Annotated in this window: 15 protein-coding genes and 1 pseudogene; 10 read left to right on the top strand and 6 right to left on the bottom strand. The window is 69.7% G+C overall.

All coding sequences use genetic code 11. The annotated features are described in order from the left end of the window. Nucleotides 1–2: 2 nt before the first annotated feature. Nucleotides 3–1,121, bottom strand: a complete 1,119-nt coding sequence (gene tal / locus ADK54_RS32390) for a transaldolase (protein ID WP_053729342.1) — start codon at nucleotides 1,119–1,121, stop codon at nucleotides 3–5. A 35-nt stretch (nucleotides 1,122–1,156) separates the two neighbouring features. Further along, nucleotides 1,157–3,244 carry a transketolase gene (tkt, locus tag ADK54_RS32395; protein WP_053729343.1) on the bottom strand — a complete coding sequence of 696 codons (2,088 nt, stop codon included), beginning with the start codon at nucleotides 3,242–3,244 and terminating at the stop codon, nucleotides 1,157–1,159. Between the two features lie 308 nt (nucleotides 3,245–3,552). Between tkt and ADK54_RS32400 the strand changes: the two genes are divergently transcribed. The 3 genes from ADK54_RS32400 to ADK54_RS32410 all read left to right on the top strand — a co-directional run bounded on the left by ADK54_RS32400 (nucleotide 3,553) and on the right by ADK54_RS32410 (nucleotide 6,103). Continuing rightward, entirely contained in the window at nucleotides 3,553–4,506 is a 954-nt protein-coding gene (locus tag ADK54_RS32400) for a heme o synthase (RefSeq protein ID WP_053729344.1), read from the top strand. An 89-nt stretch (nucleotides 4,507–4,595) separates the two neighbouring features. Then, nucleotides 4,596–4,937 carry a hypothetical protein gene (locus tag ADK54_RS32405; protein WP_053729345.1) on the top strand — a complete coding sequence of 114 codons (342 nt, stop codon included), beginning with the start codon at nucleotides 4,596–4,598 and terminating at the stop codon, nucleotides 4,935–4,937. A gap of 77 nt (nucleotides 4,938–5,014) precedes the next feature. Further along, entirely contained in the window at nucleotides 5,015–6,103 is a 1,089-nt protein-coding gene (locus ADK54_RS32410; protein WP_053729346.1) for an amidohydrolase family protein, read from the top strand. Here the strand turns inward: ADK54_RS32410 and ADK54_RS32415 are convergent. The 3 genes from ADK54_RS32415 to ADK54_RS32425 all read right to left on the bottom strand — a co-directional run bounded on the left by ADK54_RS32415 (nucleotide 6,083) and on the right by ADK54_RS32425 (nucleotide 8,842). Then, a complete protein-coding gene (locus ADK54_RS32415) occupies nucleotides 6,083–7,078 on the bottom strand; it encodes a COX15/CtaA family protein (RefSeq protein ID WP_420717434.1) in 996 nt (331 codons plus the stop codon). The two genes, ADK54_RS32410 and ADK54_RS32415, sit on opposite strands and share 21 nt — an antisense overlap. A gap of 73 nt (nucleotides 7,079–7,151) precedes the next feature. After that, on the bottom strand, nucleotides 7,152–7,919 hold the full coding sequence (locus tag ADK54_RS32420; RefSeq protein ID WP_053729347.1) for an ABC transporter permease: 768 nt from the start codon (nucleotides 7,917–7,919) through the stop codon (nucleotides 7,152–7,154). Next, a complete protein-coding gene (locus ADK54_RS32425; RefSeq protein ID WP_053729348.1) occupies nucleotides 7,916–8,842 on the bottom strand; it encodes an ABC transporter ATP-binding protein in 927 nt (308 codons plus the stop codon). Before ADK54_RS32425 ends, ADK54_RS32420 begins: the two co-directional genes overlap by 4 nt. Before the next feature lie 111 nt (nucleotides 8,843–8,953). On the opposite strand from ADK54_RS32425, the pseudogene ADK54_RS48940 reads away from it, so the two are divergent. Beyond that, nucleotides 8,954–9,541 (top strand): annotated as a pseudogene (locus tag ADK54_RS48940) (formate/nitrite transporter family protein); the annotation flags it as partial. A gap of 222 nt (nucleotides 9,542–9,763) precedes the next feature. On the opposite strand, the gene ADK54_RS32435 reads toward ADK54_RS48940, so the two are convergent. Continuing rightward, on the bottom strand, nucleotides 9,764–10,567 hold the full coding sequence (locus tag ADK54_RS32435; RefSeq protein WP_053729350.1) for an aminoglycoside N(3)-acetyltransferase: 804 nt from the start codon (nucleotides 10,565–10,567) through the stop codon (nucleotides 9,764–9,766). A 172-nt stretch (nucleotides 10,568–10,739) separates the two neighbouring features. Here ADK54_RS32435 and ADK54_RS32440 point away from each other — a divergent pair, with 172 nt between their 5' ends. The 6 genes from ADK54_RS32440 (at nucleotide 10,740) to ADK54_RS32465 (ending at nucleotide 16,496) form a co-directional block, all read left to right on the top strand. Further along, a complete protein-coding gene (locus tag ADK54_RS32440; RefSeq protein WP_053729351.1) occupies nucleotides 10,740–11,492 on the top strand; it encodes a helix-turn-helix transcriptional regulator in 753 nt (250 codons plus the stop codon). Then, the gene (gene sufB, locus ADK54_RS32445) at nucleotides 11,489–12,910 is read left to right on the top strand and encodes a Fe-S cluster assembly protein SufB (RefSeq protein ID WP_053729352.1); all 1,422 of its coding nucleotides are present in this window, start codon (nucleotides 11,489–11,491) and stop codon (nucleotides 12,908–12,910) included. Before ADK54_RS32440 ends, sufB begins: the two co-directional genes overlap by 4 nt. Before the next feature lie 62 nt (nucleotides 12,911–12,972). Next, on the top strand, nucleotides 12,973–14,154 hold the full coding sequence (gene sufD, locus ADK54_RS32450; protein WP_053729353.1) for a Fe-S cluster assembly protein SufD: 1,182 nt from the start codon (nucleotides 12,973–12,975) through the stop codon (nucleotides 14,152–14,154). Next, nucleotides 14,154–14,471, top strand: coding sequence for a non-heme iron oxygenase ferredoxin subunit (locus ADK54_RS32455; RefSeq protein ID WP_053729354.1), 318 nt, complete (start codon nucleotides 14,154–14,156; stop codon nucleotides 14,469–14,471). The genes sufD and ADK54_RS32455 overlap by 1 nt, the downstream gene beginning before the upstream one ends. A gap of 7 nt (nucleotides 14,472–14,478) precedes the next feature. Further along, nucleotides 14,479–15,243 carry a Fe-S cluster assembly ATPase SufC gene (gene sufC / locus ADK54_RS32460; protein ID WP_053729355.1) on the top strand — a complete coding sequence of 255 codons (765 nt, stop codon included), beginning with the start codon at nucleotides 14,479–14,481 and terminating at the stop codon, nucleotides 15,241–15,243. Continuing rightward, nucleotides 15,240–16,496, top strand: coding sequence for a cysteine desulfurase (locus ADK54_RS32465; RefSeq protein WP_053729356.1), 1,257 nt, complete (start codon nucleotides 15,240–15,242; stop codon nucleotides 16,494–16,496). Before sufC ends, ADK54_RS32465 begins: the two co-directional genes overlap by 4 nt. The last annotated feature ends 8 nt before the right edge of the window (nucleotides 16,497–16,504 follow it).

Raw genomic sequence — 16,504 nt, forward strand, 5'->3', positions numbered from 1 at the left:
ATTTACGCCTCCGAGGGTGCGAGGCGCTTGAGCTCCGCCTCGGTGGACTTGAGCAGGTCGTTCCAGGCGGCCTCGAACTTCTCGACGCCCTCGTCCTCAAGGAGCTGCACGACCTCGTCGTAGGAGATCCCCAGCTTCTCGACGGCGGCGAGCTCGGCGCGGGACTGCTCGTAGGTGCCGGTCACCGTGTCGCCGGTGATCTGGCCGTGGTCGGCGGTCGCGTCGAGCGTGGCCTCCGGCATGGTGTTCACCGTGTTGGGCGCGACCAGGTCGTCCACGTACAGGGTGTCCTTGTACGCCTTGTCCTTGACGCCCGTCGAGGCCCACAGCGGGCGCTGCTTGTTGCCGTGCGCCTTGTCGAGCGCGGCCCAGCGGTCCGAGGAGAAGACCTCCTCGTACGCCTCGTAGGCGAGCCGCGCGTTGGCCAGACCGGCCTTGCCGCGGGCGGCCTTGGCCTCGTCCGTGCCGAGCGCGTCGATCCGCTTGTCGATCTCGGTGTCCACGCGGGACACGAAGAAGGACGCCACGGAGTGGATCTTCGAGAGGTCCAGGCCGCGCTCCTTGGCCTTCTCCAGGCCGGTCAGGTAGGCGTCCATGACCTCGCGGTAGCGCTCAAGGGAGAAGATCAGCGTGACGTTGACGCTGATGCCAAGGCCGATGGTCTCGGCGATCGCCGGCAGACCCGCCTTGGTGGCCGGGATCTTGATGAGCGTGTTCGGGCGGTCCACCAGCCAGGCCAGCTGCTTGGCCTCGGCCACCGTAGCCCTGGTGTTGTGCGCCAGGCGCGGGTCGACCTCGATGGAGACCCGGCCGTCCTGGCCCTCGGTCGCGTCGAAGACCGGGCGCAGGATGTCGGCGGCGTCCCTCACGTCAGCCGTCGTGATCATGCGGATGGCTTCTTCGACGGTGACCTTGCGGGCGGCGAGGTCGGTGAGCTGCTGCTCGTAACCGTCGCCGCTGCTGATCGCCTTCTGGAAGATCGACGGGTTGGTCGTGACGCCCACCACGTGCGACTGGTCGATCAGCTCGGCCAGGTTGCCGGACGTGATCCGCTTGCGCGACAGGTCGTCGAGCCAGATCGCGACGCCTTCGTCGGAGAGGCGCTTGAGTGCGTCTGTCATGAGAATTGCATCTCCTACTAGTTCGTATACCGGCGTCAGCGCGCGGCGGCTTCGAGAGATTCCCGGGCCGCGGCGGCCACGTGCTCGGCGGTGAAGCCGAACTCCTGGAAGAGGACCTTGCCGTCGGCCGAAGCGCCGAAGTGCTCCAGCGAGACGATGCGGCCCGCGTCACCGACGTAGCGGTGCCAGGTCAGACCGATACCGGCCTCGACCGCGACCCGCGCCTTGACCGAGGGCAGCAGGACGCTGTCCTTGTACGCCTGGTCCTGCTCCTCGAACCACTCGACGCACGGCATCGAGACCACGCGGGTCGGGATGCCGGCCGCCTGCAGCTGCTCGCGCGCGCCGACGGCGAGCTGGACCTCGGATCCGGTGCCGATGAGCACGACCTGAGCGTCACCGCCCTCCGCGTCGAACAGGACGTAACCGCCCTTGGCGGCATCCTCGTTGACCTCGTACGTCGGCACACCCTGGCGGGTCAGCACGAGGCCGTGCGGGGCCCCCTTGCCGAACACCTTGGTGTAGCGCCCCAGGACCTCGCGCCAGGCGATGGCCGTCTCGTTGGCGTCCGCGGGGCGGACCACGTTGAGGCCCGGGATCGCGCGCAGCGAGGCCAGGTGCTCGACCGGCTGGTGGGTCGGGCCGTCCTCGCCGAGGCCGACCGAGTCGTGCGTCCACACGTACGTCACCGGCAGGTGCATCAGCGCGGACAGGCGCACGGCGTTGCGCATGTAGTCGGAGAACACCAGGAAGGTGCCGCCGTAGATGCGGGTGTGGCCGTGCAGCGCGATGCCGTTCATCTCCGCGGCCATGGAGTGCTCGCGGATGCCGAAGTGCACGGTGCGGCCGTACGGGTCGGCCTCCGGCAGCGGGTTGCCGACGGGCAGGAACGACGACGTCTTGTCGATGGTCGTGTTGTTCGAGCCGGCGAGGTCGGCGGAGCCGCCCCACAGCTCGGGCATGACCGCGCCGAGCGCCTGGAGGACCTTGCCCGAGGCGGCACGGGTGGCGACACCCTTGCCGGTCTCGAAGACCGGGAGGTGCGACTCCCAGCCCTCGGGCAGCTCGCCCGCGTTGATGCGGTCGAACTCGGCGGCGCGCTCCGGGTTGGCGGTGCGCCAGGCGGCGAACGACTTCTCCCACTCGGCCTTGGCCTCACGGCCGCGGTCGAGCGCCTCGCGGGTGTGCGCCAGGACCTCGTCGGCGACCTCGAAGGTCTTCTCCGGGTCGAAGCCGAGGACGCGCTTGGTGGCGGCCACCTCGTCGTCGCCGAGCGCCGAGCCGTGCGCGGCCTCGGTGTTCTGGGCGTGCGGCGCGGGCCAGGCGATGATCGAGCGCATCGCGATGAACGACGGCTTGTCGGTCACCGCCTTCGCGGCCTCGATCGCGTTGTACAGCGCCTCGGGGTCCAGGTCGCCGTCCGGCTTGGGCGCCACGCGCTGGACGTGCCAGCCGTACGCCTCGTACCGCTTGAGGGTGTCCTCGGAGACGGCCGTCTCGGTGTCACCCTCGATCGAGATGTGGTTGTCGTCCCACAAAAGGACCAGGTTGCCGAGCTTCTGGTGACCGGCCAGCGAGGACGCCTCGGAGGAGATGCCCTCCTGGAGGCAGCCGTCACCGGCGATCGCGAACACGAAGTGGTCGAACGGGGAGGTGCCGGGGGCGGCCTCCGGGTCGAACAGGCCGCGCTCGTAGCGGGCGGCCATCGCCATGCCCACCGCGTTGGCGACACCCTGGCCCAGCGGGCCGGTGGTCGTCTCGACGCCGGTGGTGTGGCCGTACTCCGGGTGGCCGGGGGTCTTGGAACCCCAGGTACGGAACGCCTTGAGGTCGTCCAGCTCCAGGCCGAAACCGGCCAGGTACAGCTGGACGTAGAGGGTCAAGGACGAGTGGCCGGCGGACAGGACGAACCGGTCGCGGCCGACCCAGGCGGCGTCCGCCGGGTCGTGCCGCATCACCTTCTGGAAGAGGGTGTACGCGGCCGGGGACAGGCTCATCGCCGTACCTGGATGGCCGTTGCCGACCTTCTGTACAGCATCCGCGGCCAGTACGCGGCCGGTGTCTACGGCCCGCTGGTCCAGCTCGGTCCACTCGAGGTCTGTGGTGGTCGGCTTGGTGCTCACCCTGAGTCAGGGCTCCTCTCCACATGTCGAATCCCGGTGACTGAGGGCGCACCGGGCGCTGTCGAGCCTACCCCCGCCGGAACGCTCATTTTTTCGACTGACTGCACGTTGAGACAGACACCTCCAGGGTGCCGGGGAGGGGTGAAATCCGCCTCCCGGCGAACCACCCCCAACACGACCCCACCCCCGGGGATGGCGGCGTATGGGCAACGTCTAGAGTGGCGTGGTACGCGCAAGTCTTTACCGGGCCTTCACGTCCGGGAACGTCCCGGATCACCGGGGACTTGCTGGGAATTTCTCTGTCAGGGGTGTGCGTGACGGCCGTCGAGTCCCGACCCGCAGGGGTCATCTTGACTCCCAGCCCGGGGGGCCATCGGCCATTCGGGGCCCGCGTCAAGGCCTTTGTGATGCTGACCAAGCCGCGGATCATCGAACTGCTCCTCATCACCACCATTCCGGTGATGTTCCTGGCGGAGCAGGGCGTTCCTCCGCTGTGGCTGGTGTTCACCACCACCCTTGGCGGTTACCTCTCCGCGGGTGGCGCAAACGCGCTGAACATGTACATCGACCGCGACATCGACGCGCTGATGGACCGCACCTCCCAGCGTCCGCTGGTGACCGGCATGGTCTCGCCGCGCGAGTGCCTGGTCTTCGGCCTCTCGCTGGCCGTCGTCTCGACCCTGTGGTTCGGCCTGCTGGTCAACTGGCTCTCGGCGGCCCTGTCGCTGGGCGCGCTGCTCTTCTACGTCGTCGTGTACACGATGATCCTCAAGCGCCGGACCTCGCAGAACATCGTGTGGGGCGGCATCGCGGGCTGCCTGCCGGTGCTGATCGGCTGGTCCTCGGTCACGAACTCGATGTCGTGGGCGCCGATCATCCTGTTCCTCGTCATGTTCTTCTGGACGCCGCCGCACTACTACCCGCTGTCCATGAAGGTCAAGGAGGACTACGCGCGGGTCGGCGTGCCGATGCTGCCGGTGGTCGCCTCCAACAAGGTCGTGGCCCGCCACATCGTCCTCTACAGCTGGGTGATGGTCGCCGTCTCGCTGCTGCTCACCCCGCTCGGCTACACCGGCTGGTTCTACACGGCCGTGGCGCTGGCCTCCGGCGGCTGGTGGCTGTGGGAGGCGCACGCGCTGCAGAACCGCGCCAAGTCCGAGGCGACCGGCACCAAGCTGAAGGAGATGCGGCTGTTCCACTGGTCGATCACCTATGTGTCGCTGCTGTTCGTGGCCGTCGCGGTGGACCCGTTCCTGCGCTGACCACACCGTTGACGCGGCAAAGGGGCCAGTGGCGCAAGCCACTGGCCCCTCTTGTCGCTCCCGGGGCTACCCGCTAGTAGCATCGCGGCATGGCAGACACCCAGGTTGACGAGAAGCAGGCCGCCAAGGCCGAACGGCGGGCGGACAAGCTGGCCCGGCAGATCGGCTCCTTCGCCAAGGAGCACGGCGGCGCCGAGGGGCAGATCGCGTACATCGGCCAGCGCGGCGCCCGCATCGTGCTCGTCGGCGAGGACGGCGGCTGGGGCGACCTCGTGGCCCCGAGTCACGCCGTCGCGCGGAGCGCGGTCGAGAAGTCCGGGATCACCGTCCACGAGGACTTCGACGGGGAGTTCGCGGCCAAGGTGAAGACCGGCCCGTACGAGTGGACCCGCATGGCCGGCATTCAGCTCGGCGGCCCGAAGAACGGCTGAGCGGCCCGCCGAGCAACACCGATCCGGGGCTCACCCGTTAGGAGTGGTGGAATCGCGTCCACCGCTGGGAGCCCCGGATGATCGACACCCCGACCCTGGTGGACCAGTACTGCCACGGGGTCCTGCGCACCGAGCTGGGCCTGGGCACCTTCGAGACGGCGCTCGGCCGCACCGGAACCCTGCCCGCGACCGGCACCACGTTCTTCGACACCCAGACCGGCTTCGCCGTACGCCGCTGGTGCCCCCCGCTCCTCGGCCTCGAACCGCACTGCCCCCCGGCCCGCTATCTGGCCCGCCGTCGTGAACTCGGCGTACTCGAATCGGGCAGGCGCCTGCTGCGGGGCTCCGGGATCTCCACGTATCTGGTGGACACCGGGCAGCCCGGGGACCTCACTGCCCCGCACGAGATCGCCGCGGCCGGCGCGGCCGACGCCCACGAGATCGTCCGCCTCGAACTCCTCGCCGAGCAGGTCGCCGACACCTCCGGCACCGTCGAGTCCTTCCTCGCCAACCTCGCCGAGGCCGTGCACACCTCGGCCGCCTCCGCCGTCGCCTTCGCCTCGGTGGCGGGCGTGCGCGAAGGGCTCGACCCGGAGCCGCCAGGGCCGGGAGAGGTGCGCGGGGCCGCCGGGCGGTGGCTGGCGGGCAGACGCAAACACGGGCGCCTGGAGGACCCGGTGCTCCTGCGCCATCTGCTGTGGAGCGCGGTCGCGGCCGGGCGTCCGCTCCAGCTCCAGGTGGGCATGGCCGACCCGATGCTGCTCGCCGGATTCGCTTCCGCGACGGCCGGGCTCGGCACCGATCTGGTGCTCCTGCACGGCTATCCGTACCACCGCCAGACCGCCCATCTGGCCAGCGTCCACCCGCATGTGTACGCGGATGTCGGGCCCGCCCTGGTGCGGACGGGGGCGCGGGCGGCCGCAGTGCTCGCGGAGATCCTGGAGCTGGCCCCGTTCGGGAAGCTGCTCTACTCCAGCGGGGCGCGCGGGCTGCCCGAACTGCACGTGGTGGGCGCGCGGCTGTTCTCGGAGGCGCTCAGCCGGGTGCTTGGCGGCTGGGTCGGCGACGGCGCGTGGTCACGCACGGACGCGCAGCGGGTCGCCGGGATGATCGCGGCGGGCAATGCCCGCCGCGTCTACGGACTGTCAGGCGTGGCTGAGCGCTGAGTCGGACCGCGCCGGGACCTCGGCCGAGATCACCGGGCGCTCACGCAGCGAGAGCAGGACGCGCAGCACCGCGATCCACACCAGGCACGAGCCGAACATGTGCAGGCCGACCAGGATCTCGGGCGTCTTCAAGAAGTACTGGACGTAACCGATCACACCCTGGCCCATGAGCACCAGGAACAGATCGCGGGCCCGGGCGCGCGGCCCGGCCGGGGCGTCGACGGCCTTCAGGACGAACCAGAGCGCGACGGCCAGCGCCACGACGACCCACGCGAGGTCCGCGTGCAGCTGCGTGATCATCGTCCAGTCGAGCGGGATGCGCGGCACGTCCTTGGAGTCGCCGGGGTGCCGCCCGGTGCCGGTCACGACCGTGCCGACCGCGATCAGCGCGGCGGAGGCTGCCACCAGGAGCCAGGTCAGCTGCACAACCGCCTTGCCCACCAAGGGCCTTGGCGCGCCGTCGCCCTCCTGGGCGCGCTGCCAGGTGACCACCGCGACCGCGATGAGCGCGCTGGAGAGCAGGAAGTGGGCGGCCACCGTGTACGGGTTGAGGCCGACCAGGACGACGATGCCGCCCAGGACCGCGTTGCCCATGACCACCCAGAACTGCACCCAGCCGAGCCGGGTCAGCGGGCGTCGCCAGGGCTTCGCCGAGCGGGCGGCGATGATCGCCCAGCCGACCGCGGCGCACAGCACGTACGTCAGCATCCGGTTGGTGAACTCGATCGCGCCGCGGAAGCCCATCTCGCTGGTGGCGGTCAGGCTGTCGCTGGTGCACTTGGGCCAGGTGGGGCAGCCGAGCCCGGAGCCGGTGAGCCGGACCGCGCCGCCGGTCACCACGATGGCGACGGACATGACGAGGGCGGCAAGGGCCGCGCGCCGCACGATCGTTGGGGAGGCGGTCCACCGCTCCGCGATGTAGAGGAGCGGATTGCGGGCCGCCGCTGTCACATCGGCACGGGTCACTTTCGGCATGCGCCCTATCGTAGGCGCCCGTTTGTGCATGTTTTCACGAGGGGGGTCCGCCCGGCCGGGCCGAGCCCCCGGCCTACTCCCAGCGGAAGAACTTCGCCGCCGCGCCGAGGCCGAGGACGGCCCACACCGCGAGGATCCCGAGGTCCCCCCACGGCATCGACGCGCCGTCCCGGAGAACGTCGCGCAGCCCGTCGGAGAGGGCCGAGATGGGGAGCAGGTTCAGCGCGGACTGCACGCCGCCGGGGAACTTGTCCATCGGCACGATCACCCCGCCGGCCACGAGCAGCAGCAGGAACACCAGGTTGGCGGCGGCCAGCGTCGCCTCGGCCTTCAGCGTGCCGGCCATGAGCAGCCCGAGCCCCGAGAACGCGGCGGTGCCCAGCACCAGGAGGAGCAGCACCGCGAGCGGGTTGCCGTGCGGGGACCAGCCGAGCGCGAAGGCGATGACCGTGAGCAGGACGACCTGGAGCACCTCGGTGACGAGGACGGCCAGCGTCTTCGACGTCATCAGCGCCCAGCGCGGCAGCGGCGAGGCGCCGAGCCGCTTGAGCACCCCGTACCGCCGCTCGAAGCCGGTCGCGATGGCCTGGCCCGTGAACGCGGTCGACATCACGGCGAGCGCGAGAACGCCGGGCGTGAGGAAGTCGACGGACTTGCCCTTCCCGGTGTCGATGATGTCGACGGTCGAGAACAGCACGAGCAGCAGACTCGGGATGATCACGGTGAGCAGCAGCTGCTCGCCGTTGCGCAGCAGCATCCGCGTCTCCAGGGCGGTCTGCGCCCCGATCATCCGCCCCAGCGGAGCCGCCCCCGGCTTCGGCGCGTACGTACCGGCGCTCATGCGCGCAGCTCCTTACCGGTCAGTTCCAAGAAGACGTCCTCAAGCGTGTGGCGCTCGACCGAGATGCCGTCCGGCATCACGCCGTGCTGGGCGCACCAGGAGGTGACGGTGGCGAGCAGCTGGGGGTCGATCGTGCCGGTGATGCGGTACGCGCCCGGGGTCAGCTCGGCGGCGGCCGAGCCGTCCGGCAGGGCCTTGAGGAGCGAGCCGAGGTCGAGGCCGGGGCGGCCGGTGAAGCGCAGCGTGTTCTCGGCGCCGCCCTTGCAGAGCTGCTCGGGGGAGCCCTGGGCGACGACCTTGCCCGCGTCGACGATGGCCACGTCGTCCGCGAGTGCCTCGGCCTCGTCCATGAAGTGCGTGGTCAGGACCACCGAGACGCCGTCGGCGCGCAGCTCGTGCACGAGGTCCCAGGTGGCGCGGCGGGCCTGCGGGTCGAGGCCCGCGGTCGGCTCGTCGAGGAAGACGAGTTCGGGGCGGCCGACGACGGCCATCGCGAGCGCGAGGCGCTGCTGCTGGCCGCCGGAGAGCCGGCGGTAGGTCGTACGGCCGCAACTGCCGAGGCCCAGGCGCTCGATGAGGGCGTCCACGTCCAGCGGGTGCGCGTGCAGCCTGGCCATGTGGCGGAGCATCTCGTCGGCGCGGGCGCCGGAGTAGACGCCGCCGGACTGGAGCATCACGCCGATGCGCGGCTTAAGGCGCTCGGCGTCGGTGACGGGGTCGAGGCCGAGGACGCGGACGGTGCCCGCGTCCGGTCGGCGGTAGCCCTCGCAGGTCTCGATGGTGGTGGTCTTGCCGGCGCCGTTGGGGCCGAGGACGGCGGTCACGGCGCCCGCGCCGACCGTGAGGTCGAGGCCGTCCACCGCCGTCTTGGGGCCGTACCGCTTGACCAGGCCGATCACCTGGACGACGGGCTCGCTCTTCATGACCGGCAAGTCTAGGCGGGGTACAAGGTCCCTCCGGCGCGGGGGCCCGGGTCCCCACACCGGTGACCTTTTCGGACGGTCGCGGTCGTTTGCGGACCGTAGCGTCGAAGGGTGATAACCCTCGCGGAGAACGTCGAAGAGACCACGGGACAGGCCGCCCACAAGGCGCACGACCTGGGGAATCCGCCGCGCTACTTCGTCTCCGCGATGCTGGCGGGCGCCTACATCGGGATCGGCGAGGTGCTGCTGCTCGTCGCGATCTCGCCGTTCGTCGCCGCGCACTCGGCGGCGACCAGGCTGCTCGAAGGGGCGGTCTTCCCGATCGCTCTGACGATCGTGATGTTCGCCGGGGCGCAGCTCTTCACCTCCAACGTGTTGGTGATGCTGATGGGCGCCCTGTCGGGGCGTACGGGGCCGAAGGACCTGGTGGCGAGCTGGGGGCTCTCGCTTGCCGGGAACCTCGCCGGGGCGCTGGCCTTCGGCGCGATGGTGCACGCCTCGGGGGTCACCTCGGCCGGCTCGGCCCGCGCGATGCTCGCCGAGATGCTGGCCGCGAAGAACGCGCTGGACGGCGGGCAGCTGTTCTGGCGGGCGGTGCTCTGCAACATGCTGGTCTGCCTGGGCATCTGGATGTTCTCGCGGGCCAAGGGGGACGGCGCGAAGGTCTTCGTGCTGTGGCTGCCGGTGCTTGTGTTCGTGGCCGTGGGCTTCGAGCACTGCGTGGCCAACATGGCGCTGTTCGGCCTCGGCGTCTTCGAGGGGAGCGCGAGCTTCGGGGAACTAGCGCGAGCTTCGGGGAACTGCTGCGGAACCTGGCGTTCACCGTGCCGGGGAACATCGTCGGCGGCGGGGCCCTGGTGGCGGGGACGTACTGGTTCACCAGCGGGTCGCGCCGGGCCTGAGCGCCTGGGTCCTACTGCCTCACTCCTCGCGCGGGCGGTGGATCGCCAGCCACCGCTCGGCATAGGCGACCGCGTCCCGGACCGGGAACAGGCGAGCGGCGGCGGCGCCCACCGTGCCCCGCACCACCTCCCGGTCCCGCTCGAAGTCCGCGCCCAGCTCGTCGAAGCGCTCGCTCGTGATGGACGTGTCCCGGACGGTCAGCCACTTCCGGCCCTCGGGAGCCGTCGCCGCGAAGGAGACCTCCGCCAGCGGCCCCGGTATCCGGTATTCCGCCAGGTGGAAGGACGTACACGAGTCGTACCCCGCGCCGAGCAGCAGCACTCGGGCGCCCGCGTCCTCCAGGCGGGCCAGTGGGCTGCGCTCGCCGAGGCGGCAGTCGAGGGCGTGGCCCTCGGTGATCCGCGCCGCGCCCGGGCCGACCGCCGCGAAGGAGGTCTGCGGATGGGCGCTGCGCAGGGCGCCCGGCCAGGTGCGGACGGCCTCCGGGATCACCCCGATGCCCCGGCTCGGCGTGGTCAGCGGGTCGTAGGCCGGCGTCGTGGCCCGGATCTCCTCCCACCACTCCTCGGGCACCGGAGGGCGCCCCCAGTGCGCGGGGTCGGAGTTGTCGCCGGAGTGCGTGGGGACCACGAGCGTGCCCGTTTCGCCCAATGTGTCGAAAAATGCCTGAACGACCGCGACGGCGCCTCCGCAGACCCAGCCGAGCGACTTCAGGGAGGAGTGCACGAGGAGGGTCTCGCCGGGTCGTACCCCGAGCTCGCGCAGGTCCTCGGCGAGCGAGCCGCGCGTACACAAAGGGCCGGTCACAGGGGGTGTGGGCATAGCAGAGGAGTCTGCCGGAACCCCGTTCGAGGGGCCACCGAATTCACGGTGAAACGATCGATCAAAGATCGTTTCCGCAGGTCAGCTTAGGTATGCCTAAGTGATGCACCGCACCGGCCGGTGATCGGGACGTGGGTTGTCAGGCTCTGAGGAATTACGCAACAATGGCGTTGTGAAAAACATCGGCGAGGCTCCGCAGGAGGAACTCGCGACCGGTGAGCGGTCCACCCGCAACCGGGTCGCGCGATCCATCCTGGACCACGGGCCCTCGACCGCCCTGGACCTCGCGAACCGCCTCGGCCTCACCCAGGCCGCCGTCCGCCGCCACCTCGACGCGCTGGTCGCCGACGAGGTCGTGGCACCGCGCGAACAGCGCGTGTACGGGGCGCGGACCCGCGGCCGACCGGCCAAGGTCTTCGCGCTCACCGACTGCGGCCGGGACGCCTTCGAGCAGTCCTACGACAAGCTCGCCGTGGACGCCCTGCACTGGATCGAGCAGTCGGCGGGCGGCGGCGCGGCCGGCGAGGAAGCCGTCGCGGCGTTCGCCCGGGCCCGCATCGAGGCTCAAGCGGGGGCGTACAGGGACGCGATCGAGGCCGTACAGCCTGAAGAGCGCACCCAAGCCCTGGCCAAGGCCTTGAGCGCCGACGGGTACGCTGCTACGGCGCGCAGCGCGCCCCTTCCGCAGCGGGGTGAGCAGCTGTGCCAGCACCACTGCCCGGTCGCCCACGCCGCCGAGCGGTACCCGCAGCTGTGCGAGGCGGAGACGGAGTTCTTCTCCCGCCTCTTGGGAACGCACGTGCAGCGCCTGGCGACCATCGCCCACGGCGACGGCGTCTGCACCACGTTCATCCCGCACGGCGCGCCACCACAGACCACACATCAGCAAGCATCTGCAAGCACGGCCGGGAGGAACCCCGCATGACTCTCCCCACGGAGACTGCCCACCCTGAGCTCGAAGGCCTGGGCACGTACGAATACGGCTGGGCCGACTCCGACGCGGCCGGCGCCGCTGCCAAGCGCGGTCTTTCCGAGGCTGTCGTGCGCGACATCTCGCAGAAGAAGAACGAGCCCGAGTGGATGCTGAAGCTGCGCCTCAAGGGACTGCGGCTCTTCGACAAGAAGCCCATGCCGAACTGGGGCTCCGACCTCTCCGGCATCGACTTCGACAACATCAAGTACTTCGTCCGGTCGACGGAGAAGCAGGCGGAGTCCTGGGAGGACCTGCCCGAGGACATCAAGAACACGTACGACAAGCTCGGCATCCCCGAGGCGGAGAAGCAGCGCCTCGTCGCGGGCGTCGCGGCCCAGTACGAGTCCGAGGTCGTCTACCACCAGATCCGTGAGGACCTGGAGGAGCAGGGCGTCATCTTCCTCGACACCGACACCGCGCTGAAGGAGCACCCGGAGCTCTTCCAGGAGTACTTCGGCACGGTCATCCCGGTCGGCGACAACAAGTTCGCGTCGCTGAACACCGCGGTGTGGTCGGGCGGCTCGTTCATCTACGTGCCCAAGGGTGTCCACGTCGACATCCCGCTGCAGGCCTACTTCCGCATCAACACGGAGAACATGGGCCAGTTCGAGCGGACGCTGATCATCGTCGACGAGGACGCCTACGTCCACTACGTCGAGGGCTGCACCGCCCCGATCTACTCCTCGGACTCGCTGCACAGCGCCGTCGTCGAGATCATCGTCAAGAAGGGCGGCCGCTGCCGCTACACGACGATCCAGAACTGGTCGAACAACGTCTACAACCTGGTCACCAAGCGCGCCGTGGCGTACGAGGGCGCGACCATGGAGTGGATCGACGGCAACATCGGTTCCAAGGTCACCATGAAGTACCCGGCCGTCTACCTGATGGGCGAGCACGCCAAGGGCGAGACGCTCTCCATCGCGTTCGCGGGCGAGGGCCAGCACCAGGACGCCGGCTCCAAGATGGTCCACATGGCGCCGAACACCTCCTCCAACATCGTCTCCAAGTCGGTGGCGCGAGGCGGCGGCCGCACCTCCTACCGAGGCCTCGTCGAGATCGGCGAGGGCGCCCACGGCTCCAAGTCGAACGTGCTCTGCGACGCGCTCCTGGTCGACACGATCTCGCGCTCGGACACGTACCCCTACGTGGACGTCCGCGAGGACGACGTCTCCATGGGCCACGAGGCGACCGTCTCCAAGGTCTCCGAGGACCAGCTCTTCTACCTGATGAGCCGCGGTCTGACCGAGTTCGAGGCGATGGCGATGATCGTGCGCGGCTTCGTCGAGCCGATCGCCAAGGAGCTCCCCATGGAGTACGCCCTGGAGCTCAACCGGCTGATCGAGCTGCAGATGGAGGGCTCGGTCGGATAACGACCGCCCCCCGTACGGCAGTTGAGCAGATTCTGATCTAGGAAGAGAGCACTACGACAGCCATGGCTGAGGCTCAGAATATCCCGGTGGGCAGCACCACCGCCGGTTCGATCGCGGTGGCCGCCGAGTCGACCGTCGCCACCCGCATGAGCGCCCCCCCGTCCTTCGACGTCGCGGACTTCCCGGTCCCGCACGGCCGCGAGGAGGAGTGGCGGTTCACGCCGCTCGATCGGCTGCGCGGGCTGCACGACGGCACCGCCGTCGCCACCGGTGACGGTGTGAAGATCGTCGTCGAGGCCCCCGAGGGTGTCGTCGTCGAGACCGTCGGGCGCGACGACGCCCGGCTCGGCAAGGCCGGCACGCCGGTGGACCGCGTCGCGGCCCAGGCGTACTCCTCCTTCGCCAAGGCCTCCGTCGTGACCGTCCCCAAGGAGACGGTGCTCACCGAGCCGATCCGGATCGCCGTGCACGGCGAGGGCGGCGTGGCCTACGGCCACCAGGTCATCGAGCTCGGCGCGTTCGCCGAGGCCGTCGTGGTCATCGACCACACCGGCGACGCGGTGCTCGCCGCCAACGTCGACTACCTCCTCGGCGACGGCGCCAAGCTGACCGTGGTCTCCGTACAGGACTGGGACGACAAGGCCGTCCACGTCGCCCAGCACAACGCGCTGATCGGCCGCGACGCCACCTTCAAGTCCTTCGTGGTCACCTTCGGCGGCGACCTCGTGCGGCTGCACCCGCGGGTCGCCTACGCGGGCACCGGCGGCGAGGCCGAGCTCTTCGGCCTGTACTTCACCGACCAGGGCCAGCACCAGGAGCACCGCCTCCTGGTCGACCACAACACCCCGCACTGCAAGTCCAACGCCGTGTACAAGGGCGCCCTCCAGGGCGACGACGCGCACGCCGTGTGGATCGGTGACGTCCTCATCCAGGCCGCGGCCGAGGGCACGGACACCTACGAGATGAACCGCAACCTGGTTCTGACCGACGGCGCCCGCGTCGACTCGGTGCCGAACCTGGAGATCGAGACCGGCGAGATCGCCGGCGCCGGTCACGCGTCCGCCACCGGCCGTTTCGACGACGAGCAGCTCTTCTACCTGATGTCCCGCGGCATCCCGCCGATGGAGGCCCGCCGCCTGGTCGTGCGCGGCTTCTTCGCGGAGCTCGTCCAGCAGATCGGTCTGCCGGACGTCGAGGAGCGCCTGCTCGCCAAGATCGAGACGGAGCTGGAGGCTTCCGTCTGATGGCCTTCGTCAAAGCCTGTGCGCTGAGCGAGCTGGAGAGCGACACCCCCAAGCGGGTGGAGATCGACGGCACGCCGGTGTCCCTCGTCAAGACCGAGGGCGGGGTGTTCGCGATCAACGACATCTGCTCGCACGCGAACGTGTCGCTCTCGGAGGGCGAGGTGGAGGACTGCTCCATCGAGTGCTGGCTGCACGGCTCCAGCTTCGACCTCCGCACCGGCAAGCCGTCCGGCCTTCCCGCGACGCGCCCCGTCCCCGTGTACCCCGTAAAGATCCAAGGGGACGATGTGCTCGTCTCCGTCACCCAGGAGTCCTGAGTTCCCCATGGCAACGCTTGAAATCCGCGACCTGCACGTCTCCGTCGACACCGAGAACGGTACGAAGGAGATCCTCAAGGGCGTCGACCTGACCGTGAAGCAGGGCGAGACCCACGCCATCATGGGCCCCAACGGCTCCGGCAAGTCGACCCTGGCGTACTCGCTGGCCGGTCACCCCAAGTACACGATCACCAGCGGCACCGTCACGCTCGACGGCGAGGACGTCCTGGAGATGTCCGTCGACGAGCGCGCCCGCGCCGGCGTGTTCCTCGCCATGCAGTACCCGGTCGAGGTCCCCGGCGTCTCGGTCTCCAACTTCCTGCGTACGTCGGCGACGGCGATCCGCGGCGAGGCCCCCAAGCTGCGCACCTGGGTGAAGGAGGTCAAGTCCGCGATGGAGCAGCTCCAGATGGACCCGGCCTTCGCCGAGCGCAACGTCAACGAGGGCTTCTCCGGCGGTGAGAAGAAGCGCCACGAGATCCTCCAGCTGGAGCTCCTCAAGCCGAAGATCGCGATCCTCGACGAGACCGACTCGGGCCTCGACGTCGACGCGCTGCGCCAGGTCTCCGAGGGCATCAACCGCGTCCGTGAGAACGGCGAGGTCGGCACCCTCCTGGTGACCCACTACACGCGCATCCTGCGCTACATCAAGCCCGACTACGTCCACGTCTTCGCGGGCGGCCGCATCGTCGAGTCCGGCGGCGCCGAGCTCGCCGACAAGCTTGAGGCCGAGGGCTACGAGTCGTACACGAAGGGCGGCGCTTCCGAGTGACGTTTCTGCCGGGCCTCCTCGACACCGAGGCGATCCGCAAGGACTTCCCCTTGCTGGACCGTGTGGTCCACGACGGGAAGAAGATCGTCTACCTCGACTCCGCGGCGACGTCGCAGAAGCCGCGCCAGGTGCTCGACGCGCTCAACGAGTACTACGAGCAGCACAACGCCAACGTCCACCGTGGCGTGTACCTGGTGGCCGAGGAGGCCACGGCGCTGTACGAGGGCGCCCGTGACAAGGTCGCCACGTTCATCAACGCGCCGAGCCGCGACGAGGTCATCTTCACCAAGAACGCCTCGGAATCGCTCAACCTCGTCGCCAACATGCTGGGCTGGGCCGATGAGCCCTACCGCGTGGACAGTGACACCGAGATCGTCATCACGGAGATGGAGCACCACTCCAACATCGTGCCGTGGCAGCTGCTGGCGCAGCGCACGGGCGCGAAGCTGAAGTGGTTCGGCCTGACCGACGACGGCCGGCTCGACCTGTCGAACATAGACGAGATCATCAACGAGAAGACGAAGATCGTCTCCTTCACGCTGGTCTCCAACCTGCTCGGCACCCACAACCCGGTCGAGGCGATCGTCCGCCGCGCGCAGCAGGTCGGCGCGCTGGTCTGCATCGACGCCTCGCAGGCCGCCCCGCACATGCCGCTGGACGTGCAGGCGCTGCAGGCCGACTTCGTGGCCTTCACCGGCCACAAGATGTGCGGCCCGACCGGCATCGGCGTCCTGTGGGGCCGCCAGGAGCTCCTGGAGGACCTGCCGCCCTTCCTGGGTGGCGGCGAGATGATCGAGACGGTCTCGATGCACTCCTCCACCTACGCTCCGGCGCCGCACAAGTTCGAGGCGGGCACGCCCCCGATCGCGCAGGCCGTGGGCCTCGGCGCGGCCGTGGACTACCTGTCGGCGATCGGCATGGACAAGATCGCCGCGCACGAGCACGCGATCACCGAGTACGCGGTCAAGCGCCTCCTTGAGGTGCCCGACCTGCGGATCATCGGCCCCACCACGGCCGAGGACCGCGGGGCTGCGATCTCCTTCGTGCTCGGCGACATCCACCCGCACGACGTGGGCCAGGTCCTCGACGAGGAGGGCATCGCCGTCCGCGTCGGCCACCACTGCGCGCGCCCGGTCTGCCTCCGCTACGGAATTCCTGCGACCACGCGAGCGTCTTTCTATCTGTACTCCACGCCCGCCGAGGTCGACGCCCTGGTGGACGGCCTGGAGCACGTACGAAACTTCTTCGGCTAGGGGTTAAG

The organism is Streptomyces sp. WM6378 (assembly GCF_001279695.1).
Taxonomy (GTDB): Bacteria; Actinomycetota; Actinomycetes; order Streptomycetales; family Streptomycetaceae; genus Streptomyces.